Here is a 22,671-nt window from a genome sequence, read left to right as displayed (position 1 = left end):
GGGCGGGAAAGTTTCCTTCCCGCCCTGGTCTTGCCCGTTAGAGGCCGAGCGCGGTCTTTGCCGCTGCAAGGGCCTCGCCGCTGCCGTCCTTGGTGGTCACGCCCGCAAGCCACGGCTCGATGGCGGCGGGGTTGGCCTTCAGCCATCCGGCCGCTGCCGTTTCCGGATCCTGCCCGTCGTTCAGGATCTTGCCCATGATCTGGTTTTCCATTTCCAGCGTGAACTTGAGGTTCTGCAGGAACTTGCCGACGTTCGGGCATTCGGTGGTGTAGCCCTGGCGCACGTTGGTGTAGACGGTGGCGCCGCCGAAGTTCGGGCCGAAGACGTCGTCGCCGCCCGTAAGGTAGGTCAGCTTGAAGTTGGCGTTCATCGGGTGGGGTTCCCAGCCGAGGAAGACGATCGGCGCGTTTTCCTGCTCGGAGCGGGCGACTTCAGCCAGCATGCCCTGCTCGGAGGATTCGACGACCTCGAAGCCGGAAAGGTCGAACTTGTTGCCGGAGACCATGTCGATGATCAGGCGGTTGCCGTCATTGCCCGGCTCGATGCCGTAGATCTTGCCGTCGAGCTCGGCCTTGTGGGCGGCGATGTCCTTGAAGTCCTTGATGCCGATCTCGGCGCCCTTGGCATTGGTCGCCAGCGTGTACTTCGCGCCTTCGAGGTTCTCGCGCACCGTCTCGACAGAGCCGTCGTCGCGGAAGGGCTTGATGTCGGCTTCCATGGTCGGCATCCAGTTGCCGAGGAAGACGTCGATGTCCTTGTTCTTGAGCGAGGTATAGGTGACCGGAACGGACAGGACCGTTACTTCCGTTTCATAGCCGAGGCTCTTGAGGATGGTGGTCGCGGTCGCCGTCGTGGCGGTGATGTCCGTCCAGCCGACGTCGGAGAAACGGACCTTGCCACAGCTTTCCGCCTCGGCGGCCGAAGCCGTTGCGACGCCGACCGCCAGAACGGATGCGGCGGCGGCAAGCAGCGTCTTGAACGATGATGCAGTCTTCATTTTATTGCTCCCCTTATGACTGGTGTTTAGCCAATCACCAAAACGATATGCTTTCAAGCGCCTTGGCGTAACCGGAAGGCCCTGAAAGGTCCAATAAATTTCGGCCCTGTTCGCAATTTCGCACATGGATGTCGCAACGGATGGGCCCCGATGATTTCTGTGGTTTTGCGGCCTTTCCCGCTGGAAAAGCGCGCCCTGCCGGGCCATGAGACGGGCAGCGGAGAAAATCATGGCCAAGCTCTATTTCAGTTATGCGACGATGAACGCGGGCAAGTCGACGCTGCTCCTGCAGGCGTCCTACAACTACCGCGAACGCGGCATGCGCACGGCGATCCTCATCGCCGCCTTCGACGACCGCGCCGGGCAGGGGCGCATCTCCTCGCGCATCGGCCTTTCCGCCGACGCCATCGCCTTCGACCGGGCGGACGACCTCTACCGGCATATCGAGGAACTGAACGGGGAGGGCGACGACAGGATCGCCTGCGTCTTCGTCGACGAGGCGCAGTTCCTCACCGAGGAACAGGTCTGGCAGCTTGCGCGCGTCGCCGACCGGATGCACATTCCCGTCATGGCCTACGGCCTGCGCACCGATTTCCAGGGCAAGCTCTTCCCCGGCTCCAGGGCGCTTCTCGCGCTTGCAGACGAACTGCGCGAGGTGCGCACCATCTGCCATTGCGGCCGCAAGGCCACCATGGTCGTTCGGCTCGGGGCGGACGGCAAGGTCGTGAAGGAGGGCGCGCAGGTCGAGATCGGCGGCAACGACAAATACGTCTCCTACTGCCGCCGCCACTGGGACGATATCATGGCCGCCGACTGAGGCCGTCCGGCGGCGAAAGGACGAACGATGAGAAAGCTCTGCACCCTTGCCGCCATTTCCCTCTGTCTTTCCGCCCCCGCGCATGCGGAGGGCGATGCGGTGGCGGGCAAGGCGGTCTTCCGGAAATGCGCGCCGTGCCATTCGACGGAGCCGGTCAACCGCGTCGGGCCGACCCTTGCCGGGGTCGTCGGGCGCCCGGTCGCTTCCGTAGCCGACTACAGCTATTCCCCGGCGATGAAGGCCTTCTCCGAGGGCGGCAAGGTCTGGAACGAGGCGGTGCTTGCCGAATACCTGCAATCGCCCAAGGCGATGGTGCCGGGAACGCGCATGACGTTCGCGGGGCTGAAGAAGATCGAGGATATCGCCAACCTCATCGCCTATCTGAAGGCGCCCGCCGGACAATAGCGGCGCGCGGAAAATTTCGCCGGCCATCTTGCGGCGCGTTCGCCGTGTCCCACATGTTTGACCGGGAAAACCCGCGGACAGGTTCCTATCTGTCTGAAATCGTATAGTGTCGCGGCGGAATAAATCGCGCGGCGCGGACGTCTGCCGTGGAGAGACAAGGGGAGAGGGATGGCCACACTTCAGAACTTCGATACGGAAATCGCAAAGACCCGCGGCGTCGTCAACGAGATGCGCGGCAAGCTGGAGCAGTCCGGCGTCGTGCTGGAGCAGTTCGCCAAGGCCGACACCAAGCTCGGCGACGTCAATTTCGATATCGAGAACGCCCGCATCCAGGATGTCATCGCCCAGCAGAAGGTGATGGAGGGCAACATCGCCGACCTCATCATCGGGCTGGAGGACGCCACCAACGTCTTCGGCACCGAATTCGAGAGCATGAAGAGCTATACGGGCTACGAGAAGTTCATCGGCATCTTCTCCAAGCAGAAGATGCAGCGCATGCGCACCGACCGCGTGCGCAACATGTCGCTGGCCGGCAATCTCCAGGAACTGCTCTCCAAGTCCGACACCATCGTCGGCATCCTCAAGGAGCAGAAGTCGATCCTCGACCAGCGCTACAAGACCTCCGAGGCGAGCCTCGTGCAGGTGATCGAGCGGCGCAAGGGCACGATGGCGAACCTCGAAACGACGCAGAAGCGCATCGAGGAACTGAACCCGCTCCTGATGGACCTCGAAAACCGCATCGCCGCCTCGACGGACCAGAAGACCCGTACGGAGCTTGAGGGCGAGCGCTCGGCGCTGGCGACCGAATACAACCAGATGCAGGCAAGGGAACAGGAGCTTCTGGCCGAAAGCCAGACGCTGGAGCGCTATACCTCCATGTTCCAGACCTTCGTGGATTCGCTCAACAACCAGATCGCCGCGCAGAACACGCTGATCAACAAGCTGACCATCGACACCGAGCAGCGCATCGTCCTCTACAAGGCGCTGGAGGATTCGCTGAAGACGGCCGCCCAGCAGGACGTGGCGCACAAGATCAACACGCTGGGCTCGCAGGTCGATACGGCGGCGGAAGAGACCATGGCCGGCATCGGCTCGGCCGCCCAGCGCCATATCGGCGACCTTCTCGAAATGCACGAGAAGAACATGCTCGCGACGCAGGACATCCAGCGCCGCAAGAAACTCGCCGACGACGCCTTCGCCCGGCGCTTCCAGGCCGTGATGGACAAGCACAACACGGCCAATTACGTGAAGTCGTGATGGTTTTTTCGATGACGGGTTTGTTGTCGGCAAGGTCGACGGGTGTGGCTACCCCCCTCTGCCCTGCCAGGCATCTCCCCCTCAAGGGGGGAGATCGAATCGTGGCAACGTCTCGGTCATCACTTTCGCTGCAAGAGGAAAGAAGCCCCTGCTTCCAGCCAATCTCCCCCCTTGAGGGGGAGATGCCCGGCAGGGCAGAGGGGGGTATTTTCGGGGCACGCCCCCGATGAACACCCCCGCTGACAGCCCCGTCGCGCAATATTTCGCCACCATCCGCTCCGCCCTCGGCGGGCTCGAAATCTTCCTTGGCGACCGCAATTCGCCGCTCTACCGCAATTCCGTGGTGGGGGAGGTGGTCATGCCGTATCTCTCGCGGCTGAAGGCGTCCTTCGCCTGCTGGGAGAACCGTATCGGCTTCGTCCAGCAGTTCCGCGTTTCGCGGGCCGAGAGCGGCTTTCCGGTTTTCCAGAACGTGCTGGAGCTGGAGAACGACCGGCAGAGCGCGGAGAAGCGGCTTGCCGCCATGCCGAACGCCGACCAGCTCCGGTCCGAGATGGCGGATTTCATCCTCCGGCAGAAGGCCTTTCCCGGCGACCTTCAGGCGCGCATGGCCGAAAGGCTCTATCTGGAGCAGATCGGCAAGGGCGACATCTTCTCGCCCTTCGTGTTGCCGGAAACCATTCGCGTCGCCGTCAACCCGAAGACCATGCGGCCCTATTACGTCGTGTGCTGGGGCGCCTTCGACGGCACGGCGACGCTGCCGATGATCTACATGGCGACCATCGAGGATTCGGCGGAGAACGTCATCGACATGCTGGTGACGAAGGACGGCAAGCTCAACCCGGACGTGGATATCCCGCTGCCGGTCGGCGGGCTGCTCAATCCCGAGCTTGCCTCCCGCTTCGACGATTTCGCGCTAAAGAACAGTGCCTATTCGCTGACGCCGGTGACGATCGCCACCAACCTCGACCGTGATTTTCCGACGCTGCATCCCAAGCAGCTCCGCCGCATCGTGCTCGGGCCCTTCTATTCGGCGGGCATCACCGAGAACAACGAGAAGGTCAACGAGATCCTCTCCAAGGTGCGGCGGCCGGAGAACGCCTGGCTGCTGACATGGACGGTGCAGGAGGTGTTCTCCAAGGCCGAGCGCCCGGCGCAGAAGGGTTTCTGGAGCTCGACGCCCGCGCAGGAGGAATTCCACATCGAGACCGACGATCTCGAAGCCATCCGCATGGGCGTCAGCGCCTATGAGAAGCACGCGCTCGTGCCGCACGACGCCTACCAGGCGCTCTATGCGGCGGGCGAGACGCAGGGCATCTTCGGCAGCTACAAGGTCCATGTGATCTCGGGAAACCAGGTAATCAGCGAGGGCTAGCATGAGCCTCAATGCCGGACTGACGACGATCCACGAGGACGACATCGCCAAGCACCAGGCGGCGGCGCAGAGCCTCGTCACCAAGCTCGTCATCCTCGAAAGCGACGACGGCCGCAACGGCACGGCGCTTGCCGGCACGGGACGGCGCTTCGTCTCGACGGTCTCGACCGCCGGCACGCGGCGCACGCGCGAGGTGGAGCTGGCAAGGACCGTCCAGTCCGTGCGCGCGGACGACCCGATGCTCTCGCCGCAGCAGCATGCCGTGCTTTTTCGCGCGCGGCGCGGGTTGCAGGTGGCGCTGGCGGTGGCGGAGGTGTTTTCGCGCCAGAGCGATCTCGAAGGCCTGCAAGCGCGCAATCTCGCGGCACCGCTCGGCGGCGAGGAGGCGAGCCGCTTCAAGGCGCTGCTCTCGGCCTCCGCCTATATCGCCGCCTTCACTTTCGCCGCCTATCTCGGTGCGACGCTGCCGGGCGAGGGCGAGCCGGTGGAGGATGGCGGAGAACCGGACTATCTCTTCGACACGCCGCAGGATGCCCTGAAGAGCATGGTCGCCGGCCTCGACCGCACGCTTGCCGGTGCGCCGGACGATGCGGCGCTCGTCAGCCGGGCGCGCGCCTTCTCGCGCGTCGCCATCGAGGGATTGATTTCCCGCCGCGCCCGCTTCACCGGGCTTGCCGGCTTCGAGAACGCGCATATCCGCATAGAGCAGGACGATTTCACGCTCTCCGGCTTCGATGTCGCGCCCGGCCAGAAGCGCAAGCCGCTTGTCATGACGTTCAAGAAACCGAACGAGATCATCGGCAACCACATCGCCAAGTACCAGGCGATGAAGCTTGCCAAGATGCTCGTCGCCTACGATTTCGAGCGGCAGCTCAATCCTTTCGTCGAGCTCGGCGGCTTCCTCTTCACTTTCATCGGCGACGGCATGCCGGGCACCGGCAAGACGATCCTCATCCAGATGCTGGCCGGCCTTCTCGACGACTACTGCCGGATCGCCGGCTACGCCTTCCACTACGAGAATTTCGGCGTCGACCAGATTTCGTCCTACCAGGGCAAATCCGGCCAGAACTGCAAGGAGTTCGTCACCAACGTCGTCAATCCCAAGGCCATCGGCTTCGGCACGATCGACGACGTCGACCAGGTCGCCGCGAAACGCTCCGACGACCGGGCCTCGGCCGGCCAGCACGAGGTGACGGCGGTGCTGATGGAGAGTTTTGCCGGTGCCTCGACGGTGGTGCGCGGCAACTGCACCTTCGGCATGTTTTCCAACTATCCGGAGAATGTCGACGACGCGCTGCGCCAGCGCGCCGGCGCCCGCTGGCTGGTCGACGGGCCGCAGACCGAGGACGACTATATCGACATCTTCGCCATGCTCGTCGGCAGGAACCATTCGATCCCGCTCGGCGGCCATGTCCTCTTCGAGGGGCAGGAGATCAGGCGCGCCGTCTCCAGTTCCTACGAGCAGCACGCACGCCCGCAGGAGGACGGTCTGCTGGCGGTGTGGGAGCGGCACGAGAAGGAGCACGGCGCGATCCGCACGCTGGAGGACATCGGCAGCTATCTCCACGCCATCAAGATCGCCGAGCCGCGCTTCACCGGCCGCGCCATCAAGAACATCACGGATGCGATCAAGATGCGCGCCATGGACGTCGACCTGCCGGACGATTGGTTCGCGACGCCCGAGGCCTTCATGCACAAGGGCTACGACGAGAAGAAGGCGATGATCGAGGAACTGCGCGGGCCCATCACCATGGAGATGGTCCTCCAGGAGATCAACCGCTACGCCGACTCGGAATTCCGCTACACCGACAAGTCCGACGACGCCGCCGTCTCCGACATCATCCGCCGCGAGCGCCAGCGCGAAAAGGCGATCCGCGAGATGGAGGCGATGAAGGCGGAGGGGCGGTGGTAATTGCGTGGTTGCCCCTCATCCGGCCTGCCGGCCACCTTCTCCCCGCAAGCGGGGCGAAGGAGATATGCCGCGCCGTTTTCCCACATATTCAGTGCTGCATGGGGCACGTTCCCTCTCCCCGCCTGCGGGGAGAGGGTTAGGGTGAGGGGCAAATGCGCGGTGCGAACGGCAAGAGAATCACAAGAGCAAGGCAGTTGCGCCGGGTCGATAACGATGCCGAGGCGTGGCTTTGGTCCGAGTTGCGCGGGCGGCGGTTGAATGGCTTCAAGTTCGTGCGCCAGCTCGTGATCGGTCCTTATTTCGCAGACTTTGCCTGCCGGGAGAAAATGGTGGTGATCGAGGTTGACGGCAGCCAGCACGCAGGTAGTGAATACGATCGGAAACGAAATGAATTCATGGGCATGAACGGTTGGTCCGTTGCCCGCTTCTGGAATGTGGATGTGATCACGAAGCGCGATTCGGTGCTGGAGACGATTGTAGCGATCTGCGAGGACCGCCTGACGGAGCGCGTGACCGAAACGGATTTCACGTTTCTGCCGGCAACGGTGACCGCATGAAACGCCTCCTCGAAGCCGAACTGGTCTATGGCCGGCTGCTGCCGGTGGAGGAGCCGCATCTGATCGAGCGCTACAACAAGGCGCTCGACGGGTTCGGCACGCCGCGCACGGCGCTTTCGGGCTTCCGCATCGACATGACGGGCTTTTCGCCGGAGATCGCGGACGAGCTGGGCGACCGGGACTATCTCGATCCGAACCGCGTCAACCGGCGCTTCATCGTCATGACGCCCGAGCAGGTGAACCTGCCGGTGGTCCATACCAGCTTTTCCAACACCGCCGCGCTGATGCACGAGTTCTTCGCGGCGAACGCGCGGGCGATCAATGCGGTGACGATCCGCGATGCGCTCTATGGCGAGATCGAGGATTCCGTCTCGGTCGTGCGCGATATCGACGATCTTCTCTCGATCAACGAGGTGCGCTTCAGGGTGCTCTCGGCGGAGGACATGCTCGGCAAGGCGGCGGAGCTGCGCGGGCTGGTCGACCGGCTGAAGACGGTGCCGAACGCCTGGTCGGACGACGCCATGCTGACCCGCATGGTGGAGCTTGCGAAACAGACCGGCGACATCCGGCAGAACGCGCTGGTGCCGGACCAGCTCGTCTTCCGCCACGAGGCCTATTGGGCCAATCATTTCGGCGGCGTCTACGTCTTCCTCGACGGCAAGGCGACGACGGTGATCTGCGATCCGACCGTGCCGGGTTTCCGCCGCTCGCGGCCCTGGCAGGTGAGCTATATCGCGCTCGACGACCACAGGCGCATCTTCGACTTCCTCGTCTCGACGAAGCGGCTGGAGCTGCCGCGCGCCTCCTGGGTCGAGCCGTCCGGCCTCTTCCAGCACCGGGCGGACATGACGATCGCCGGCCTCGTCAACGAGAGCGACCCGACCGCCGACCTCGAAAAGGCCGACCGCATCTGGCTCCAGACCTGGATGCACCGCAACGCCGACCGGGTGGCGGCAGAGGGCTCCTATCCGTTCCTTCAGGAGGCGATCCGCACGGTGGCGGCGACAGGCGAGATCAAGATCGACGAGGTGGAGCCGAAGCGGCGCTTCCAGCTCGTGCGCGCCGCGCCGGACCATCCGGACCAGTGGCTCGTCAACCGCCTGATTTCGCAGATGGTCCCCTACGACTTCGTGTCCCGCTTCGTCTTCGACAAGCAGGGCTTCTACGCCGCCTACGAGCGCTACAGCGAAAAGTTCCGCGCTTATGTTGTTGCGACATTGACGGGAACCTATCTGCAGGACAAGGCTGCTTTCCGCAGGAAGCTCTACGGTATCAGAGAGGACGACGCCAATGCTTGACCCGATCGCCCTGTTTTTCCAGCGTATCTTCGCGGCCGTCGGGCGGGGTGTCGGCCTCGTGGTCGCCTGGATCCTCTGGCCCTTCGTCACGGCGGCGAACTGGTACAGGGCGCGCGGCTGGCTCATCCGCGGGCCGATCGGCATCTTCCTCATCCTCCTTGTCGGCTTCTACGCCTATTTCATCTGGCAGACGCAGGCATGGACGAACTTCAACCCCGACTATGTCAACGCCTACAATCTCGGCGAGCGCAAGCAGGATGCAGGCACGTCCTCCGCCACGACGCCGACCGGCGAGGTGGGCGAGCCGGAGCCGAAGACCTGCGTGCGCTCTGCCATCGTCGACGTGACGGCCGACCTCATCGATTTCAACGTCAACCAGAATGCCTGGATCTCCTCCATGCTGCTCTACAAGCTCGGGCTCTTCGGGCTGGAGTGGGACAAGACGCCCTGGTTCGACAACAAGGCGGCCTTCCAGCGCGGCGTGAACCAGGCGATCCGCCGCACCGCCGTCGAGCTGGTCGACGCGCTCGGCCGCGTGCGCGGCACCTCCGGCATCAACAACGACCTCCAGCGCGCCCGCGGCAACATGCAGTTCGACGAGGAGACCTGGTATTTCGGCTCGGATTCGCTGCTGCCGAAGACGCCCACGCCGAACTATTACCGCACGGCCATGGGGGACCTGCGCAAGTTCAACGCCTCGCTCGAGGCCTGCGAGGCGATCTTCGACGGGCGCTCGGACAACCTGATCGAATTCCTCGACCGCATCACCAACGATATCGGCGCCACCTCCGACATCATCCGCAGGCAGTCGGAATTCCAGAACGGCGGCTGGTTCGATACGCGCGCCGACGACCGCTTCTGGTTCGCCTACGGCCAGCTCTACGGCTACTACGGCATCCTTTCGGCAGCCGGCGCGGATTTCGACGCGGTGATCAAGGCGCGCGGCATCGGGACGCTGTGGGGCGAAAGCATCAAGCAGCTGCGCTCCGCGCTGAAGGTGCAGCCGTTCATCATCTCCAACGGGAAGGAAGACGGCTGGATCATGCCGACGCACCTTGCCACGATGGGCTTCTATATCCTGCGCGTGCGCTCCAACCTGGTGGAAATGCGCGACGTGCTGGCTCGGTAACGAGCGCAGAACGGGCGGGGAGACCCGCCCGCCTTCACGCTGGAATGGCATGCCAACAGGAATGCGCCGCGGACGGAGGAGGAGAAACCCGGCCGCGGTCGCCCGCTCAAAAGGGGGAGCACCGCATGGCCGACGTGAAATCCGACATCGAAATCGCCCGCGCCGCCCGCAAGAAGCCGATCCTGGAGATCGGCGAAAAGCTCGGCATTCCGCCGGAACACCTTCTGCCCTACGGGCACGACAAGGCAAAGGTCAGCGCCGAGTTCATCGCCGCGCAGAAGGACCGAAGGAACGGCAAGCTGATCCTCGTGACGGCCATCAACCCGACGCCGGCGGGCGAGGGCAAGACGACGACCACCGTGGGGCTCGGCGACGGGCTCAACCGCATCGGCAAGAAGGCGATCGTCTGCATCCGCGAGGCCTCGCTCGGCCCCTGCTTCGGCGTCAAGGGGGGCGCTGCCGGCGGCGGCTATGCGCAGGTCGTGCCCATGGAGGACATGAACCTCCATTTCACCGGCGATTTCCACGCCATCACCGCGGCGCACAACCTGCTCTCCGCCCTTCTCGACAACCACATCTACTGGGGCAACGAGCAGAACATCGATATCCGCCGCATCGCCTGGCGGCGCGTGATGGACATGAACGACCGGGCGCTGCGCCAGATCGTCTGTTCGCTCGGCGGGGTAGCCAACGGCTATCCGCGCGAGACGGGCTTCGACATCACCGTCGCCTCGGAGGTCATGGCGATCCTCTGTCTCGCGCGCGATCTCAAGGACCTCGAACGGCGCCTCGGCAACATCATCGTCGGCTACCGCCGCGACAAGTCGCCGGTCTTCGCCCGCGACATCAAGGCGGACGGGGCGATGACCGTGCTTTTGAAGGACGCCATGCAGCCGAACCTCGTGCAGACGCTGGAGAACAACCCCGCCTTCGTGCATGGCGGGCCCTTCGCCAACATCGCCCACGGCTGCAATTCGGTGATCGCGACGACGACCGCGCTGAAGCTTGCCGACTACGTGGTGACGGAGGCCGGCTTCGGCGCCGATCTCGGCGCGGAAAAGTTCTTCGACATCAAGTGCCGCAAGGCCGGGCTGAAGCCGGATGCGGCGGTGATCGTGGCGACCGTGCGGGCCATGAAGATGAACGGCGGGGTGAAGAAGGACGACCTTAACCGCGAGGATATCGAGGCGGTGAGGAAAGGCTGCGCCAATCTCGGCCGTCATGTGCAGAACGTCAAGAAATTCGGCGTGCCGGTGGTCGTCGCCATCAACCACTTTACCTCCGACACCGAGGCGGAGATCCGGGCGGTGAAGGACTATGTGGCGACGCTCGGGGCCGAGGCGATCCTCTGCCGGCACTGGGCGGAGGGCTCGGCCGGCATCGAGGCGCTCGCCCGCAAGGTGGTGGAGCTTGCCGATTCCGGCCTCTCGCAGTTCTCGCCGCTTTACCCGGACGACATGCCGCTGTTCCAGAAGATCGAGACGATCGCCAAGGACATCTACCACGCCGGCGAGGTGATCGCCGACAAGACGGTGCGCGACCAGTTGCGCGTCTGGGAGGAGCAGGGCTACGGCCGGCTGCCGGTCTGCATGGCCAAGACGCAGTATTCCTTCTCGACCGACCCGAACCTGCGCGGCGCGCCCTCCGGCCATACGGTGCCGGTGCGCGAGGTGCGGCTTTCGGCCGGCGCCGGCTTCGTCGTCGTCATCACCGGCGAGATCATGACCATGCCGGGCCTGCCGAAGGTGCCGTCCTCGGAGCGGATATTCCTCAACGAGGACGGCCAGATCGAGGGGCTTTCCTGAGAGGAGAGGGGCGCTTTCGCGCCCCTTTTCGTCGTTCAGCTACGGCCGAGGAAATCCAGCTTGCCGACGGGAACGCCGTTGTGGCGCAGGATCGCGTAGGCGGTCGTCAGGTGGAAATAGAAATTCGGCAGGGCGTGGGTCAGGAGATAGTCCTGGCCCGTGAAGCTCACCTCCCGGTGCCGCGTCTTGAGCACGACGGTGCGCTCCTCCGCGCCCTCGAAGGCAGCCTCCGGCACGGAGGCGAGATAGGCGGCGGTCTTCTCGATGCGGGCGCGCAGGTCCGCAAGCGTCACCTCGTCGTCCGCAAAGGCCGGGGCTTCCGTGGCGGTGAGGCGCGCGGCCGCGCCCTTCGCCGTGTCGCTCAGGCGCTGGACCTGGCCGGCGAGCGACAGCATGTCCGGGGCAAGGCGCGCATCGACGAGGACCTGCGGCTTGAAGTTCTTCTCCTCCGCATAGGCCTCGGCCTTGTCGAGCAGTTTTGCAAGAACGGCAAAGCCGTGCTGGAAGGCCGGGATGGAGGCGGAATAGGGCGAAATCGACATGGGGAACCTCGACAGGTGAAAGGGCGGGAGCCGCGACGGGCCGCGCTACAGATAGGTGCCGGTCCACCCGCTTTTTATGGCGCGGGCGAAAATATTCCCGCCTACCAGCAATAGCGGTAGCCGCCGCGGCGCGCCTTCACGTCGAGATGCAGGTGGTTCTGGTGGGCGGCGTCGCTGCCGGGATCGAGCACGGTGGTGAAATAGAGGCAGCCCGCCTCGGTGATGGCGCGCTGGAAGGCGCCTTCGAGAGAGGAATCCTTGTCGGCCGGGCGGATGGTGAACGTCTTGCCGCTCTTCAGCGTGAAGCCGGCGATATCGATGGCATTGCCGAAGGCGTGCTCGGAGATCTTCCCTTCCGCCGCGCCGTTCCTGTTGCGGCAGACATAGGCGGAGGCCTGCGAAATCCCCGTGATCGCCTCGCCGGGGAACGCTGCGGCGAGCGACGGCTTGACCGATCCTTCCAGCCAGCGCGAGAGCTGGAGCGCCGTTTCGCAGCGCACCGTCGCCTCCGGCTCGACCTTTACGCCGCCGGGCAGGCCCTTCAGGAGGACCGGCTTTTCCATGCCGCAGGCCTTGCCGTCGTTGACCGTCGGGGCATCGGTGAAGATCGCGCCGATGTCCTGCAACGCCGTGCGGCAGGCAGCGGTCGCGCGCTCGTCCTCCTTTGGCCGCTCGCGCGCCTTCTCCTCGTCGTCCTTTACGGGCCTGGTTTCCTCCGCCGGCGCTTCGGCGGCGGGCTTGTCCTCCGGCCGGCGCTCGGGAAGAGGGCCTTCCTTCGGCAGGTCGGCCGCTCCGCAAAGCGCAAGGAGCGCGGCGACAAGGGTGAGGTGGCGAAGGGCAAGGATGGGGCTTCCTCCCGGCTGAGACAGTCGGAAGGAAACGCCCGGAAACGGATTTGGTTGCCGCGAACGCCTAGATGCCGGCGCCGCAGGTGATTTCCAGCGCCGGTGCCGGGTGGGCGGCGCACGTGCCGGCGATCTCGCGGATGCGCTCGATGAAGCGATGGTTGTCGCTGGCATCGTTGTTCTCGATGAGGTCGAGAAGGAAACCGAGGACCGCATGGGCCTCGGCCGCATTTTGCGGCTTGTGGCGATAGATGGCCTCGAAGAGATGCGAGAGCCTGTCGTCGAGCGCCTTGAAGCGGGGTGTTTCGTAGTGTTCGAGTTCCCTGACGAGCTGCGACTGCATCTCGCGGAACTCTTCCACCATGATGGAGATCATGGGTGCTTTGCCTTGCTGTCGATGGTCTGGATCATTCGCCATTAGCATATGCTTATGGTTCGGGCCATGGCGAAAACTAGCGATATCGGCGGATTGTTTCGCTGCGTCGAGGCCGCGTGCAAGAATGCGGATGGCGAGGCGGCTTTGGCGTAACAAACGCAAAGCATCTGAACAGGCTCATTTATGTGGTAGTCGGCGCCTTGTTCTTATAGTTGATTGTTAAACTCATATTTTTTATGTTGACAAAATTATTCAAGTTTCATAGCGAAAGAGCGGGCCACAGCCCTACCACCTTTTTGCCATATTTCCGCATGGCTCGCAGCCGGCGTATCACGATGCGTCGGAACGATGCCGCGCGAGCAGACCCGATAGAGGATAGACATGCAGGCTCGGCGTTCCCGCTCCGCACTTCTGGCATGCACGGCGCTCGCCGTGTTTTCGCTTTCCGCTGGCGCTTTCGCGCAGGAGGCAACAAAGGCAGACGATCAAAGCACAGCGCTCCAGCCGATCGTCATCAAGGGCAAACGGGTTGCACGACCGGCTGGCAGTGTCGCCGACACGCCGCTCGCCACGCAGACCACCGCGGAAACGCTGCGCGAGAAGGAGATCAATTCTCCCGCGGACCTCTCGCGCATCGATCCGGGCGTCCAGTTCTCTTCATCCGACAAGGGCTTCGTCGTCCGCGGCATGGAAGGCAACCGCGTGACGACGCTGGTAGACGACATACCGCTGCCCTTCCTCACCAATTCCGCCCGCTCCGGCGGCCCGTCTACCACCACCAATGCCAATGGCGGCACGAACGTCTTCTCGTTCAACTCCGTCTCCACGCTGGATATCGTCAAGGGTGCGGATTCGAGCCGTGCGGGATCGGGCGCATTGGGCGGGGCCATTGTCCTGCGCACGCTCGAACCCGAAGACCTGATCGGCGAGGGGCGCAATTGGGGCGGCCTCGTCAAGGGCACCTACGACAGCGCCAATAAGGGCGTGGGCGGCAATGTCGCCGTCGCAAAGCGTTTCGATGCGACCAGCGTATTGTTCCAGGGCTCCTACCTTCGCGCTCATGAAGCCGACAATGCGGGCTCGGTCGGCGGCATCGGCTTTGCGCGCGACGAGGCAAACCCGGCGGACATCACCGAGTACAACCTGCTCTTCAAGCTGCGCCGTGAGCTGGAAGGCGGTCGCAAGATCGGTCTGACGGCCGAACATTATAACCGCGACACCGACACCGAGCTGCTGACCCTCCAGGGCGGAACGACGTCGAGCCGCGGTTATCAGAACTTCTTCGGCTTCGAAGACAGCGCGCGTGACCGCGTGTCCCTCGACTATCAGCAGGATGAGCCCGGCGGTTTCTTCGACACCGTTCGCTCGTCGATCTACTGGCAGAACGTCAAGCGGGAGGCGGGCAACGAAGGCTATCGCATTCCCAATCCGAAGGGCGACTGGTATCGCTCCAACCAGTTGGAAGAGCAGTCCGTCGGTATCGTCAGCACGCTCGGAAAGCACTTCGATACGGGCAGCTTCACGCACGATCTGAACATTCACGGCAATTTCTCCTATTTCTGGGCGCAATCCTTTACGGAAGGGCGCGACGGCTGCATCGCCGGCACCTATGTGGGGGCGACCTGCGCCTCGTTGCATGCCGACCAGTCGGAAATGCCCGACGTCAACGGCAGCCGCCTCGGCCTGACACTTGATGACAAGATTCGCTACGGCGATTCCGCATGGTCCGTCACGCCGGGCCTCGGCTTCGACTGGTTCAGCTACAACCCGAAGGAAACAGCGGGCTTTACTGGCAATCCGGGATATTCCGGCCTGCCGGACTCGCGCGATGGTGCACGTCTTTCGCCCAAGCTTCTGGTCGGCTACGACGTGAATGAGGATATTGAACTCTTCGGCCAGTGGTCGATGGCTTATCGCGCACCGACCGTCGATGAACTCTACCTGCTCTATACCGGTCAGGGCGGTCCGTCTCAGTATGCCGTCGTCGGCAATCCGGACCTCGAGCCGGAGACCGGCATGGGCTTCGAGCTCGGCGGAAACTACGACGCCGGCGATACCAAGATGCGAATGGTCGGCTTCTACAACAAATACCGCAATTTCATCGATAGCGATGATATCGGGCCGGTCGCGCCTTACACGAACTACACGCAGTACTTCAATCGCGCCCATGTGCGCGTCTCGGGCATCGAATTCAGCGCCTATCACGAACTTGACAATGGCCTGCACCTCAACGGGTCGTTCACCTATACCAATGTGCGGGACACGGATACGGACGAGATGCTGCGTACCGCCGTGCCGTTCAAGGCCATTGCAGGCATCGGCTACGGCCAGGAAAGCTGGGGCGTGGACCTGACGGGCATCTTCGCCACGGCCATGAAGGAGAGCAAGGACGCCACCAAGTTCAACGCACCGGGCTATGGCATCGCCAACCTCACCGCCTGGTGGGAGCCGCCGCAGACCAAGGGGCTGCGCATCCAGGCCGGCATCTACAACCTCTTCGACAAGGAATATTGGGACGGCGTGGCGTTGCGCGACGTGAGCACCGCGACGCCCTCCAACAGCAACACCAACCAGCCGCTCGGCTTCTATTCGGAGCCCGGCAGATCGTTCCGCGTGTCCATCACCAAGACGTTCTGAGCGGATCGCGGCTGAAGCTGCCGGCGGTGCCTGTGGCGCCGCCGTTTTCATTTGGGCCGGAGGCGGCGGTCGCGGATTTACGCGGACAGCGAGATTCCCCGTTGCGCTTGCCCTCATCTACCGCTAACACTTCCGCCATGACGAACATGAACAACATCGCTGGTTGGTGGTGGGCTCGCTGAGGCGGCCTTGACCAGTCATGCGTGATTGAGACGACAAGCCGCCCGAGACCTTCGAGGCGGCTTTCTTGTTTTCGGCCGCCTTGCCGGAACCGGGCCCGAAACGGAGTTGGGGAATGGCCACGAGAATTCTGGAAGACGGCGCGGAAGCCTATGAGACGAAGGGCGGGGTGACCGTCACGCGGCGGCGGCGGGCGGCCGACTATGCCCATGCGATTTCCGCCTATATCGACAAGCTCGACGAGCGGCGCGGCGCGGTCTTCTCGTCGAACTACGAGTATCCGGGCCGCTATACGCGCTGGGACACGGCCGTGGTCGACCCGCCGCTTGCCATCTCCTCCTTCGGCCGCGCCGTGTGGATCGAGGCCTATAACGGGCGGGGCGAGGCGCTGCTTTCCCTCATCGCCGACCGCCTTGCCGCCGTGCCGGAACTGGCGCTGGGCGCGCGCACGGCAACCCGCCTCGACCTCGACGTGAAGCTGCCCGACCGGGTCTTCACCGAGGAGGAGCGCTCCAAGATGCCGACGGTCTTCACGGTGCTGCGCGCCGTGACCGACCTCTTCCATTCCGACCAGGATGCCAGCCTCGGCCTTTACGGCGCCTTCGGCTACGATCTCGCCTTCCAGTTCGACGCCATCGACCTGAAGCTGAAGCGGCCGGACGACCAGCGCGACATGGTGCTCTTCCTGCCGGACGAGATCCTCGTCGTCGACCACTATGCCGCGAAAGCCTGGATCGACCGCTACGATTTCGCCAAGGGCGGGTTTTCGACCGAGGGCAAGGCGGAGACGATCGCACCCGAGCCGTTCCAGACCGTCGACGTCATTCCCCCGCATGGCGACCACCGCCCCGGCGAATATGCCGAGCTCGTCGTCAAGGCGAAGGAGAGTTTCAGGCGCGGCGACCTCTTCGAGGTGGTGCCGGGGCAGAAATTCTTCGAACGCTGCGAGAGCAGGCCGTCGGAAATCTCCCGCCGCCTCAAGGCGATCAACCCGTCGCCTTATTCCTTCTTCATCAATCTCGGCAACCAGGAATATCTCGTCGGCGCCTCGCCGGAAATGTTCGTGCGCGTGTCGGGCCGGCGCATCGAGACCTGCCCGATCTCGGGCACGATCAAGCGCGGCGACGATCCCATCGCCGATAGCGAGCAGATCCTGAAGCTGCTGAATTCCAAGAAGGACGAATCCGAGCTGACCATGTGCTCGGACGTCGACCGCAACGACAAGAGCCGCGTGTGCGAGCCGGGCTCGGTGAAGGTCATCGGCCGCCGGCAGATCGAGATGTATTCGCGCCTCATCCATACGGTCGACCATATCGAGGGCCGCCTTCGCGACGACATGGACGCCTTCGACGGCTTCCTTTCCCACGCCTGGGCCGTCACCGTCACGGGCGCGCCGAAACTCTGGGCGATGCGCTTCATCGAGGCGCATGAGAAGAGCCCGCGCGCATGGTATGGTGGGGCGATCGGCATGGTCGGCTTCAACGGCGACATGAACACGGGCCTCACGCTGCGCACCATCCGCATCAAGGACGGCATCGCCGAAGTGCGCGCCGGCGCGACGCTGCTCTACGATTCCAACCCGGAAGAAGAAGAAGCCGAAACCGAACTGAAGGCCTCCGCCATGATCGCAGCCATCCGGGACGCAAGGTCCGGCAATTCCGCCAAGGTGCAGCGCGACGTCGCAGCCGTCGGGGCAGGGGTGAACATCCTCCTCGTCGACCATGAGGACAGCTTCGTCCACACGCTCGCCAATTATTTCCGCCAGACGGGCGCGAGCGTCACGACCGTGCGCACGCCCGTGCCGGAAGAGGTGTTCGACCGGGTCAAGCCGGACCTCGTCGTGCTCTCGCCCGGCCCCGGCACACCGAAGGATTTCGACTGCAAGGCGACGATCAGGAAGGCGCGGGCGCGGGGCCTGCCGATCTTCGGCGTCTGCCTCGGCCTTCAGGCGCTTGCCGAGGCCTATGGCGGGGAGCTGCGCCAGCTTGCCGTCCCCATGCACGGCAAGCCCTCGCGCATCCGCGTGCTGGAGCCGGGCATCGTCTTCTCCGGCCTTGGCCGCGAGGTGACGGTCGGCCGCTACCACTCGATCTTCGCCGATCCCGCGACCCTGCCGCGCGACTTCGTCATCACGGCGGAGAGCGAGGACGGTACGATCATGGGCATCGAGCATGCCAGCGAGCCGGTCGCCGCCGTGCAGTTCCACCCCGAATCCATCATGACCCTCGGCCATGACGCCGGCATGCGCATGATCGAGAACGTCGTGGCGCATCTGTCGAAGAAGGCGAAGGTGAAGGCGGCCTAGTTTTTCGGCAAGGTCTTTGCCCCTCACCTGCCTGCCGGCATCCTCTCCCCGTAAACGGGGCGAGGAGCGACGGGCTCACCGCTTTCCTCCTTCGCCCCGCTTGCGGGGAGAAGGTCCCGGCAGGGGGATGAGGGGCCATTCCATCGCCTGCTTTCGCGCCGGAAGCCTTTGACAAACCCGCCCCGCTGGTCCATAGCGGACCCATGAGAAAGAACCGCGTGCACGTCCCCGTGCGCGCGGTTTTGCGTTGATGGGCCAGGCTTTTTGCAACTCGTTTGCATGCGCATGGAGAACGGCATGGAAGATTCGAACACGGTCGGGCGGCTCGCGCTCTGGAGCATTCCGCTCGCGCTCTTCGTGATGGGGCTGAAGCTCGTGGCCTGGTGGGTGACGGGCTCGGTGGCGCTTTTGTCGGACGGGCTGGAATCGAGCGTCAACGTCGTGGCGGCCATCGTCGCCTTCGCGGCGATCACCTATGCGGCAAAGCCCGCCGACAAGACGCATCCCTTCGGCCATCACAAGGCGGAATATCTCTCGGCTGTTCTGGAAGGCGTGCTCATCGTCGTGGCGGCGCTGCTGATCGTCATGGAGGCCCTGCCGGCGGTGCTGGCGCCGACCGCCATCGAGGCCCCCGCGCTCGGCCTTGCCATCAACTTCGCCGCCGGCGTGATCAATGCCGGCTGGGCGTTCCTGCTCATCCGCGCCGGGCGCCGTCATCGCTCGCCGGCGCTCTCGGCGGACGGGCAGCATATCCTCTCGGACGTCGTCACCTCCATCGGCGTTCTGATCGGCCTGGTGCTGGCGATTGCCACGGGCTATCCGGTGCTCGACCCGCTGCTGGCGATCCTCGTCGCGCTCAACATCCTCTACCAGGGCTGGAAGGTCATCGCCCATTCGGTCGACGGGCTGATGGACCATGCGGTGGAGGCGGGGGAGGCCGATGCGATCAAGGCGGCCATCGCGGCGAACGGCGCGGGCTCGCTCGGCGTGCACGACCTCAAGACCCGCCGGGCGGGGGCGGCGACCTTCGTGGACTTCCACCTCGTCGTGCCGGCGGCCATGCCCGTGGGCGAGGCGCATGACATCTGCGACCGGCTGGAGGACGCCATCCGCGCCGTGCAGCCGGGCGCGCAGATCGCCATCCACGTCGAGCCGGAGACGGAAAAGGCCCATGGCGAGCGCGTGCGCGTCGCCCCGCCCGCCGAGGCCGCGTCCTGAAGACCGGCGCGTTTACCGTGTTTTCCGGTGGCGCGGGGAGGGCCTATCGCCGGCAATCGGTTTTGTTGCATTGTCTTGGCAGGTGAGTCGCATTATCTGACAGCGACAGGACCATTGACGAGCAATCCGGAGACTTTGGATGAGCGACGAGGACGACAAGAAGACGGAACTGCCCCTGGGCAAGGAAACGGAGGCGAACCTTTTCAAGTCGCGTTCGATCTTCATCTACGGGCCGATCAACCAGGAACTGGCGCAGAAGGTGTGCTCGCAGCTCGTGGCGCTCGCCGCCGCCAGCGACGACGACATCCGCATCTACGTCAATTCGCCGGGCGGGCATGTCGAATCGGGCGATTCGATCCACGACATGATCAAGTTCATCAAGCCGAAGGTCTGGATGATCGGCACGGGCTGGGTCGCCTCGGCCGGCGCGCTGATCTATGTCGCCGCGCCCAAGGAGCAGCGCCTGTGCCTGCCCAACACCCGCTTCCTGCTGCACCAACCGTCGGGCGGCACCCGCGGCATGGCGTCGGACATCGAGATCCAGGCGCGCGAGATCATCAAGATGAACGAGCGTCTCAACAAGATCTTCGCCGACGCCACCGGCCAGCCGATCGACAAGATCGCCAAGGACACGGACCGCGACTACTGGCTCTCCGCCGAAGAGGCCAAGGGCTACGGCCTCGTCTCACGCATCGTGACCTCGCAGGCGGATATCTGAGGGCGCGATTTGCCCCTCACCTGCCTGCCGGCATCCTCTCCCCGCAAGCGGGGCGAGGAGCGCTGGGCGCGCCGTTCTGCCCCTTCTCCCCGCTTGCGGGGAGAAGGTCCCGGCAGGGGGATGAGGGGCAGTTCCGCCAAAATTTCGCGCCGACTTGCGCTCTCCCATCCCAACCGCTATAAGCGCCCCATCATGTTGAAGACCAGCGCACACATCATCGAACGCATTTCCCGTGGCGGCATTGCTGTCGCCGAGCGCTCGCGCGGCTTCTCCTCGCTTCTTCTTCTCGGCCTTACGCGCGGTTGCCGGGTTCGCTGAGGAGCGCCCGGCGGCCGAAAAGCCCGCCCGGCAATAGCTCCTCGTTTCACCCCATGCATTAATTCCGGTTTCGGCCGCCCACGGCCAGCATTCGCCGTCGCAAAATGCGCATTGTTGCGCTAAGACGCTTTCGCGAATGCCGGGACGACGAAGAGAAGACGCGATGATTCTGAAGACCCACACCCCCAAGCAGGGCATGCCCGACGCGGCCACCAAGTACCAGCCCTATCCGACGATCAACATTGCGGACCGCACCTGGCCCGGCAAGACGATCACCGAGGCGCCGATCTGGTGTTCGGTGGACCTGCGCGACGGCAACCAGTCGCTGATCAACCCGATGGGCCACGACCGCAAGGCCCGCATGTTCCAGCTCCTGCTGGACATGGGCTTCAAGGAAATCGAGATCGGTTTCCCCTCCGCCTCGCAGACCGATTTCGACTTCGCCCGCTGGTGCGTGGAAGAGGGCAACGTGCCCGACGACGTCTCCCTGCAGGTGCTGGTCCAGTGCCGGCCGGAGCTGATCACCCGCACCTTCGAGGCGCTGGAGGGCGCGCGTAACCCGATCATCCACTTCTACAATTCCACCTCCGAATTGCAGCGCCGCGTCGTGTTCGGCAAGGACGTCGCCGGCATCAAGCAGATCGCGACGGATGCGGCCAAGATGATCACCGACATGGCCGCGAAGGCCGGCGGCGGCTACCGCTTCGAATATTCGCCGGAGAGCTTTACCGGCACGGAGCTGGAAGTGGCGCTGGAGATCTGCAACGCGGTCGTCGAGATCGTGAAGCCGACAGCCGACAACAAGCTGATCCTCAACCTGCCGTCCACCGTCGAGATGGCGACGCCGAACATCTATGCCGACCAGATCGAGTGGATGTGCCGCAACATCGACAACCGCGAGAACGTCATCGTCTCGCTGCACCCGCACAACGACCGCGGCACGGGCATCGCCGCGACGGAACTGGCGCTGATGGCCGGTGCGGACCGCGTCGAAGGCACGCTCTTCGGCAACGGCGAGCGCACCGGCAATGTCGACGTCGTCACGCTGGCGCTCAACATGTACACGCAGGGCATCGATCCGAAGCTCGACTGCTCGGACATCGAGCGCATCAAGGCGGTCTACGAATATTCCAACGAGATGGCCATTCCGGAGCGCCATCCCTATGTCGGCGAGCTGGTCTACACCGCCTTCTCCGGCTCGCACCAGGACGCCATCAACAAGGGCATGAAGGCCATCAAGAAGGCCAACAAGCCGCTCTGGGAAGTGCCCTACCTGCCGATCGACCCGCAGGACGTCGGCCGTTCCTACGAGGCGATCATCCGCATCAACTCGCAGTCCGGCAAGGGCGGCATCGCCTATATCCTGCAGGAGGACTACGGCATCAACCTGCCGCGCAACCTGCAGGTGGAGTTCCGCGAGGAGATCCAGCGCATCACCGACGAGGAGGGCGTCGAGCTGCCCTCCAAGCGCATCTACGAGAGCTTCATGGAGCGCTACGTGACGCAGCCGGGCACGCGCCTGCGCTTCGTCGACCACCACACCTATCCCGAGACCGGGCAGAAGGGCCTCAGGATCGTCGCGGCGGACATCACCGACGGCGGCGAGAACAAGCGCATCGAGGGCAAGGGCACCGGGCCTATCGACGGCTTCATCAACGCGCTGTCGATCTATCTCGGCATTCCGATGTCGGTGGCCGATTATTCCGAGCACTCGCTGCAGCAGGGCTCGAACGCGGCGGCCATCGCCTATGTCGAGGTGGAATATCCGGGCGGCAAGCTGTTCGGCGTCGGCATCAACACCAATATCGTGACGGCCTCGCTCGAAGCCATCGTCTCGGCCGCCAACCGGGTGCTGGCGACGCGCCGCTGACCGGCCGGAAATCGAAACGATAAAAACCCGGCAGCTCGGCTGCCGGGTTTTTCTTTTGGCGCATGTCGGACTGGAGAAGCCGGGTTCGTCTTCTACCTACAGGATCACGA

Annotated in this window: 19 protein-coding genes; 15 read left to right on the top strand and 4 right to left on the bottom strand. The window is 64.2% G+C overall.

The window, feature by feature from the left end; genetic code table 11:
- Positions 1-37 precede the first annotated feature (37 nt).
- Entirely contained in the window at positions 38-997 is a 960-nt protein-coding gene (locus HNQ66_RS09705) for a choline ABC transporter substrate-binding protein (RefSeq protein ID WP_184143559.1), read from the bottom strand.
- Between the two features lie 229 nt (positions 998-1,226).
- On the opposite strand from HNQ66_RS09705, the gene HNQ66_RS09700 reads away from it, so the two are divergent.
- From HNQ66_RS09700 to HNQ66_RS09660, 9 genes are all read left to right on the top strand, one after another.
- Positions 1,227-1,814 carry a thymidine kinase gene (locus tag HNQ66_RS09700; protein ID WP_184143557.1) on the top strand — a complete coding sequence of 196 codons (588 nt, stop codon included), beginning with the start codon at positions 1,227-1,229 and terminating at the stop codon, positions 1,812-1,814.
- 27 nt (positions 1,815-1,841) lie between these two features.
- A complete protein-coding gene (locus HNQ66_RS09695) occupies positions 1,842-2,219 on the top strand; it encodes a c-type cytochrome (RefSeq protein ID WP_184143555.1) in 378 nt (125 codons plus the stop codon).
- Between the two features lie 168 nt (positions 2,220-2,387).
- The gene (locus HNQ66_RS09690; protein WP_184143552.1) at positions 2,388-3,476 is read left to right on the top strand and encodes a coiled-coil domain-containing protein; all 1,089 of its coding nucleotides are present in this window, start codon (positions 2,388-2,390) and stop codon (positions 3,474-3,476) included.
- A 226-nt stretch (positions 3,477-3,702) separates the two neighbouring features.
- Complete coding sequence (locus HNQ66_RS09685; protein WP_184143551.1) at positions 3,703-4,851, top strand: hypothetical protein; 1,149 nt, start codon at positions 3,703-3,705, stop codon at positions 4,849-4,851.
- Between the two features lies 1 nt (position 4,852).
- The gene (locus tag HNQ66_RS09680; RefSeq protein WP_184143549.1) at positions 4,853-6,763 is read left to right on the top strand and encodes an AAA family ATPase; all 1,911 of its coding nucleotides are present in this window, start codon (positions 4,853-4,855) and stop codon (positions 6,761-6,763) included.
- 152 nt (positions 6,764-6,915) lie between these two features.
- Positions 6,916-7,320 carry an endonuclease domain-containing protein gene (locus tag HNQ66_RS09675; protein ID WP_184143547.1) on the top strand — a complete coding sequence of 135 codons (405 nt, stop codon included), beginning with the start codon at positions 6,916-6,918 and terminating at the stop codon, positions 7,318-7,320.
- On the top strand, positions 7,317-8,618 hold the full coding sequence (locus HNQ66_RS09670) for a DUF6638 family protein (RefSeq protein WP_184143545.1): 1,302 nt from the start codon (positions 7,317-7,319) through the stop codon (positions 8,616-8,618). Before HNQ66_RS09675 ends, HNQ66_RS09670 begins: the two co-directional genes overlap by 4 nt.
- Complete coding sequence (locus HNQ66_RS09665; RefSeq protein ID WP_184143544.1) at positions 8,611-9,747, top strand: DUF2333 family protein; 1,137 nt, start codon at positions 8,611-8,613, stop codon at positions 9,745-9,747. The genes HNQ66_RS09670 and HNQ66_RS09665 overlap by 8 nt, the downstream gene beginning before the upstream one ends.
- Before the next feature lie 125 nt (positions 9,748-9,872).
- On the top strand, positions 9,873-11,552 hold the full coding sequence (locus HNQ66_RS09660) for a formate--tetrahydrofolate ligase (RefSeq protein WP_184143542.1): 1,680 nt from the start codon (positions 9,873-9,875) through the stop codon (positions 11,550-11,552).
- A 35-nt stretch (positions 11,553-11,587) separates the two neighbouring features.
- On the opposite strand, the gene HNQ66_RS09655 is transcribed toward HNQ66_RS09660, so the two are convergent.
- The 3 genes from HNQ66_RS09655 to HNQ66_RS09645 all read right to left on the bottom strand — a co-directional run bounded on the left by HNQ66_RS09655 (position 11,588) and on the right by HNQ66_RS09645 (position 13,315).
- Complete coding sequence (locus tag HNQ66_RS09655; RefSeq protein WP_184143540.1) at positions 11,588-12,094, bottom strand: DUF1993 domain-containing protein; 507 nt, start codon at positions 12,092-12,094, stop codon at positions 11,588-11,590.
- 101 nt (positions 12,095-12,195) lie between these two features.
- Entirely contained in the window at positions 12,196-13,113 is a 918-nt protein-coding gene (locus tag HNQ66_RS09650) for an extensin family protein (RefSeq protein WP_184143538.1), read from the bottom strand.
- Positions 13,007-13,315, bottom strand: coding sequence for a hypothetical protein (locus tag HNQ66_RS09645; protein WP_184143536.1), 309 nt, complete (start codon positions 13,313-13,315; stop codon positions 13,007-13,009). Before HNQ66_RS09645 ends, HNQ66_RS09650 begins: the two co-directional genes overlap by 107 nt.
- Positions 13,316-13,696: 381 nt before the next feature.
- On the opposite strand from HNQ66_RS09645, the gene HNQ66_RS09640 reads away from it, so the two are divergent.
- The 6 genes from HNQ66_RS09640 to leuA all read left to right on the top strand — a co-directional run bounded on the left by HNQ66_RS09640 (position 13,697) and on the right by leuA (position 22,561).
- On the top strand, positions 13,697-15,952 hold the full coding sequence (locus HNQ66_RS09640; protein ID WP_184143534.1) for a TonB-dependent hemoglobin/transferrin/lactoferrin family receptor: 2,256 nt from the start codon (positions 13,697-13,699) through the stop codon (positions 15,950-15,952).
- A gap of 295 nt (positions 15,953-16,247) precedes the next feature.
- Positions 16,248-18,437, top strand: coding sequence for an anthranilate synthase (locus HNQ66_RS09635; RefSeq protein ID WP_184143532.1), 2,190 nt, complete (start codon positions 16,248-16,250; stop codon positions 18,435-18,437).
- Between the two features lie 297 nt (positions 18,438-18,734).
- Positions 18,735-19,655: a cation diffusion facilitator family transporter gene (locus HNQ66_RS09630; protein WP_184143530.1), complete on the top strand. Its 921-nt coding sequence runs from the start codon at positions 18,735-18,737 to the stop codon at positions 19,653-19,655.
- A gap of 139 nt (positions 19,656-19,794) precedes the next feature.
- On the top strand, positions 19,795-20,373 hold the full coding sequence (locus HNQ66_RS09625) for an ATP-dependent Clp protease proteolytic subunit (RefSeq protein ID WP_184143529.1): 579 nt from the start codon (positions 19,795-19,797) through the stop codon (positions 20,371-20,373).
- 192 nt (positions 20,374-20,565) lie between these two features.
- Positions 20,566-20,691 carry a hypothetical protein gene (locus HNQ66_RS23710; protein ID WP_281396979.1) on the top strand — a complete coding sequence of 42 codons (126 nt, stop codon included), beginning with the start codon at positions 20,566-20,568 and terminating at the stop codon, positions 20,689-20,691.
- A gap of 163 nt (positions 20,692-20,854) precedes the next feature.
- Entirely contained in the window at positions 20,855-22,561 is a 1,707-nt protein-coding gene (gene leuA / locus HNQ66_RS09620) for a 2-isopropylmalate synthase (protein ID WP_184143527.1), read from the top strand.
- Positions 22,562-22,671: the final 110 nt, after the last annotated feature.

It is taken from the genome of Shinella fusca (genome assembly GCF_014203155.1).
GTDB classification, from domain to species: Bacteria; Pseudomonadota; Alphaproteobacteria; order Rhizobiales; family Rhizobiaceae; genus Shinella; species Shinella fusca.
The sequence above is the reverse complement of the archived record's forward strand: the minus strand, read 5'-3'. Positions and strand labels throughout refer to the sequence as shown.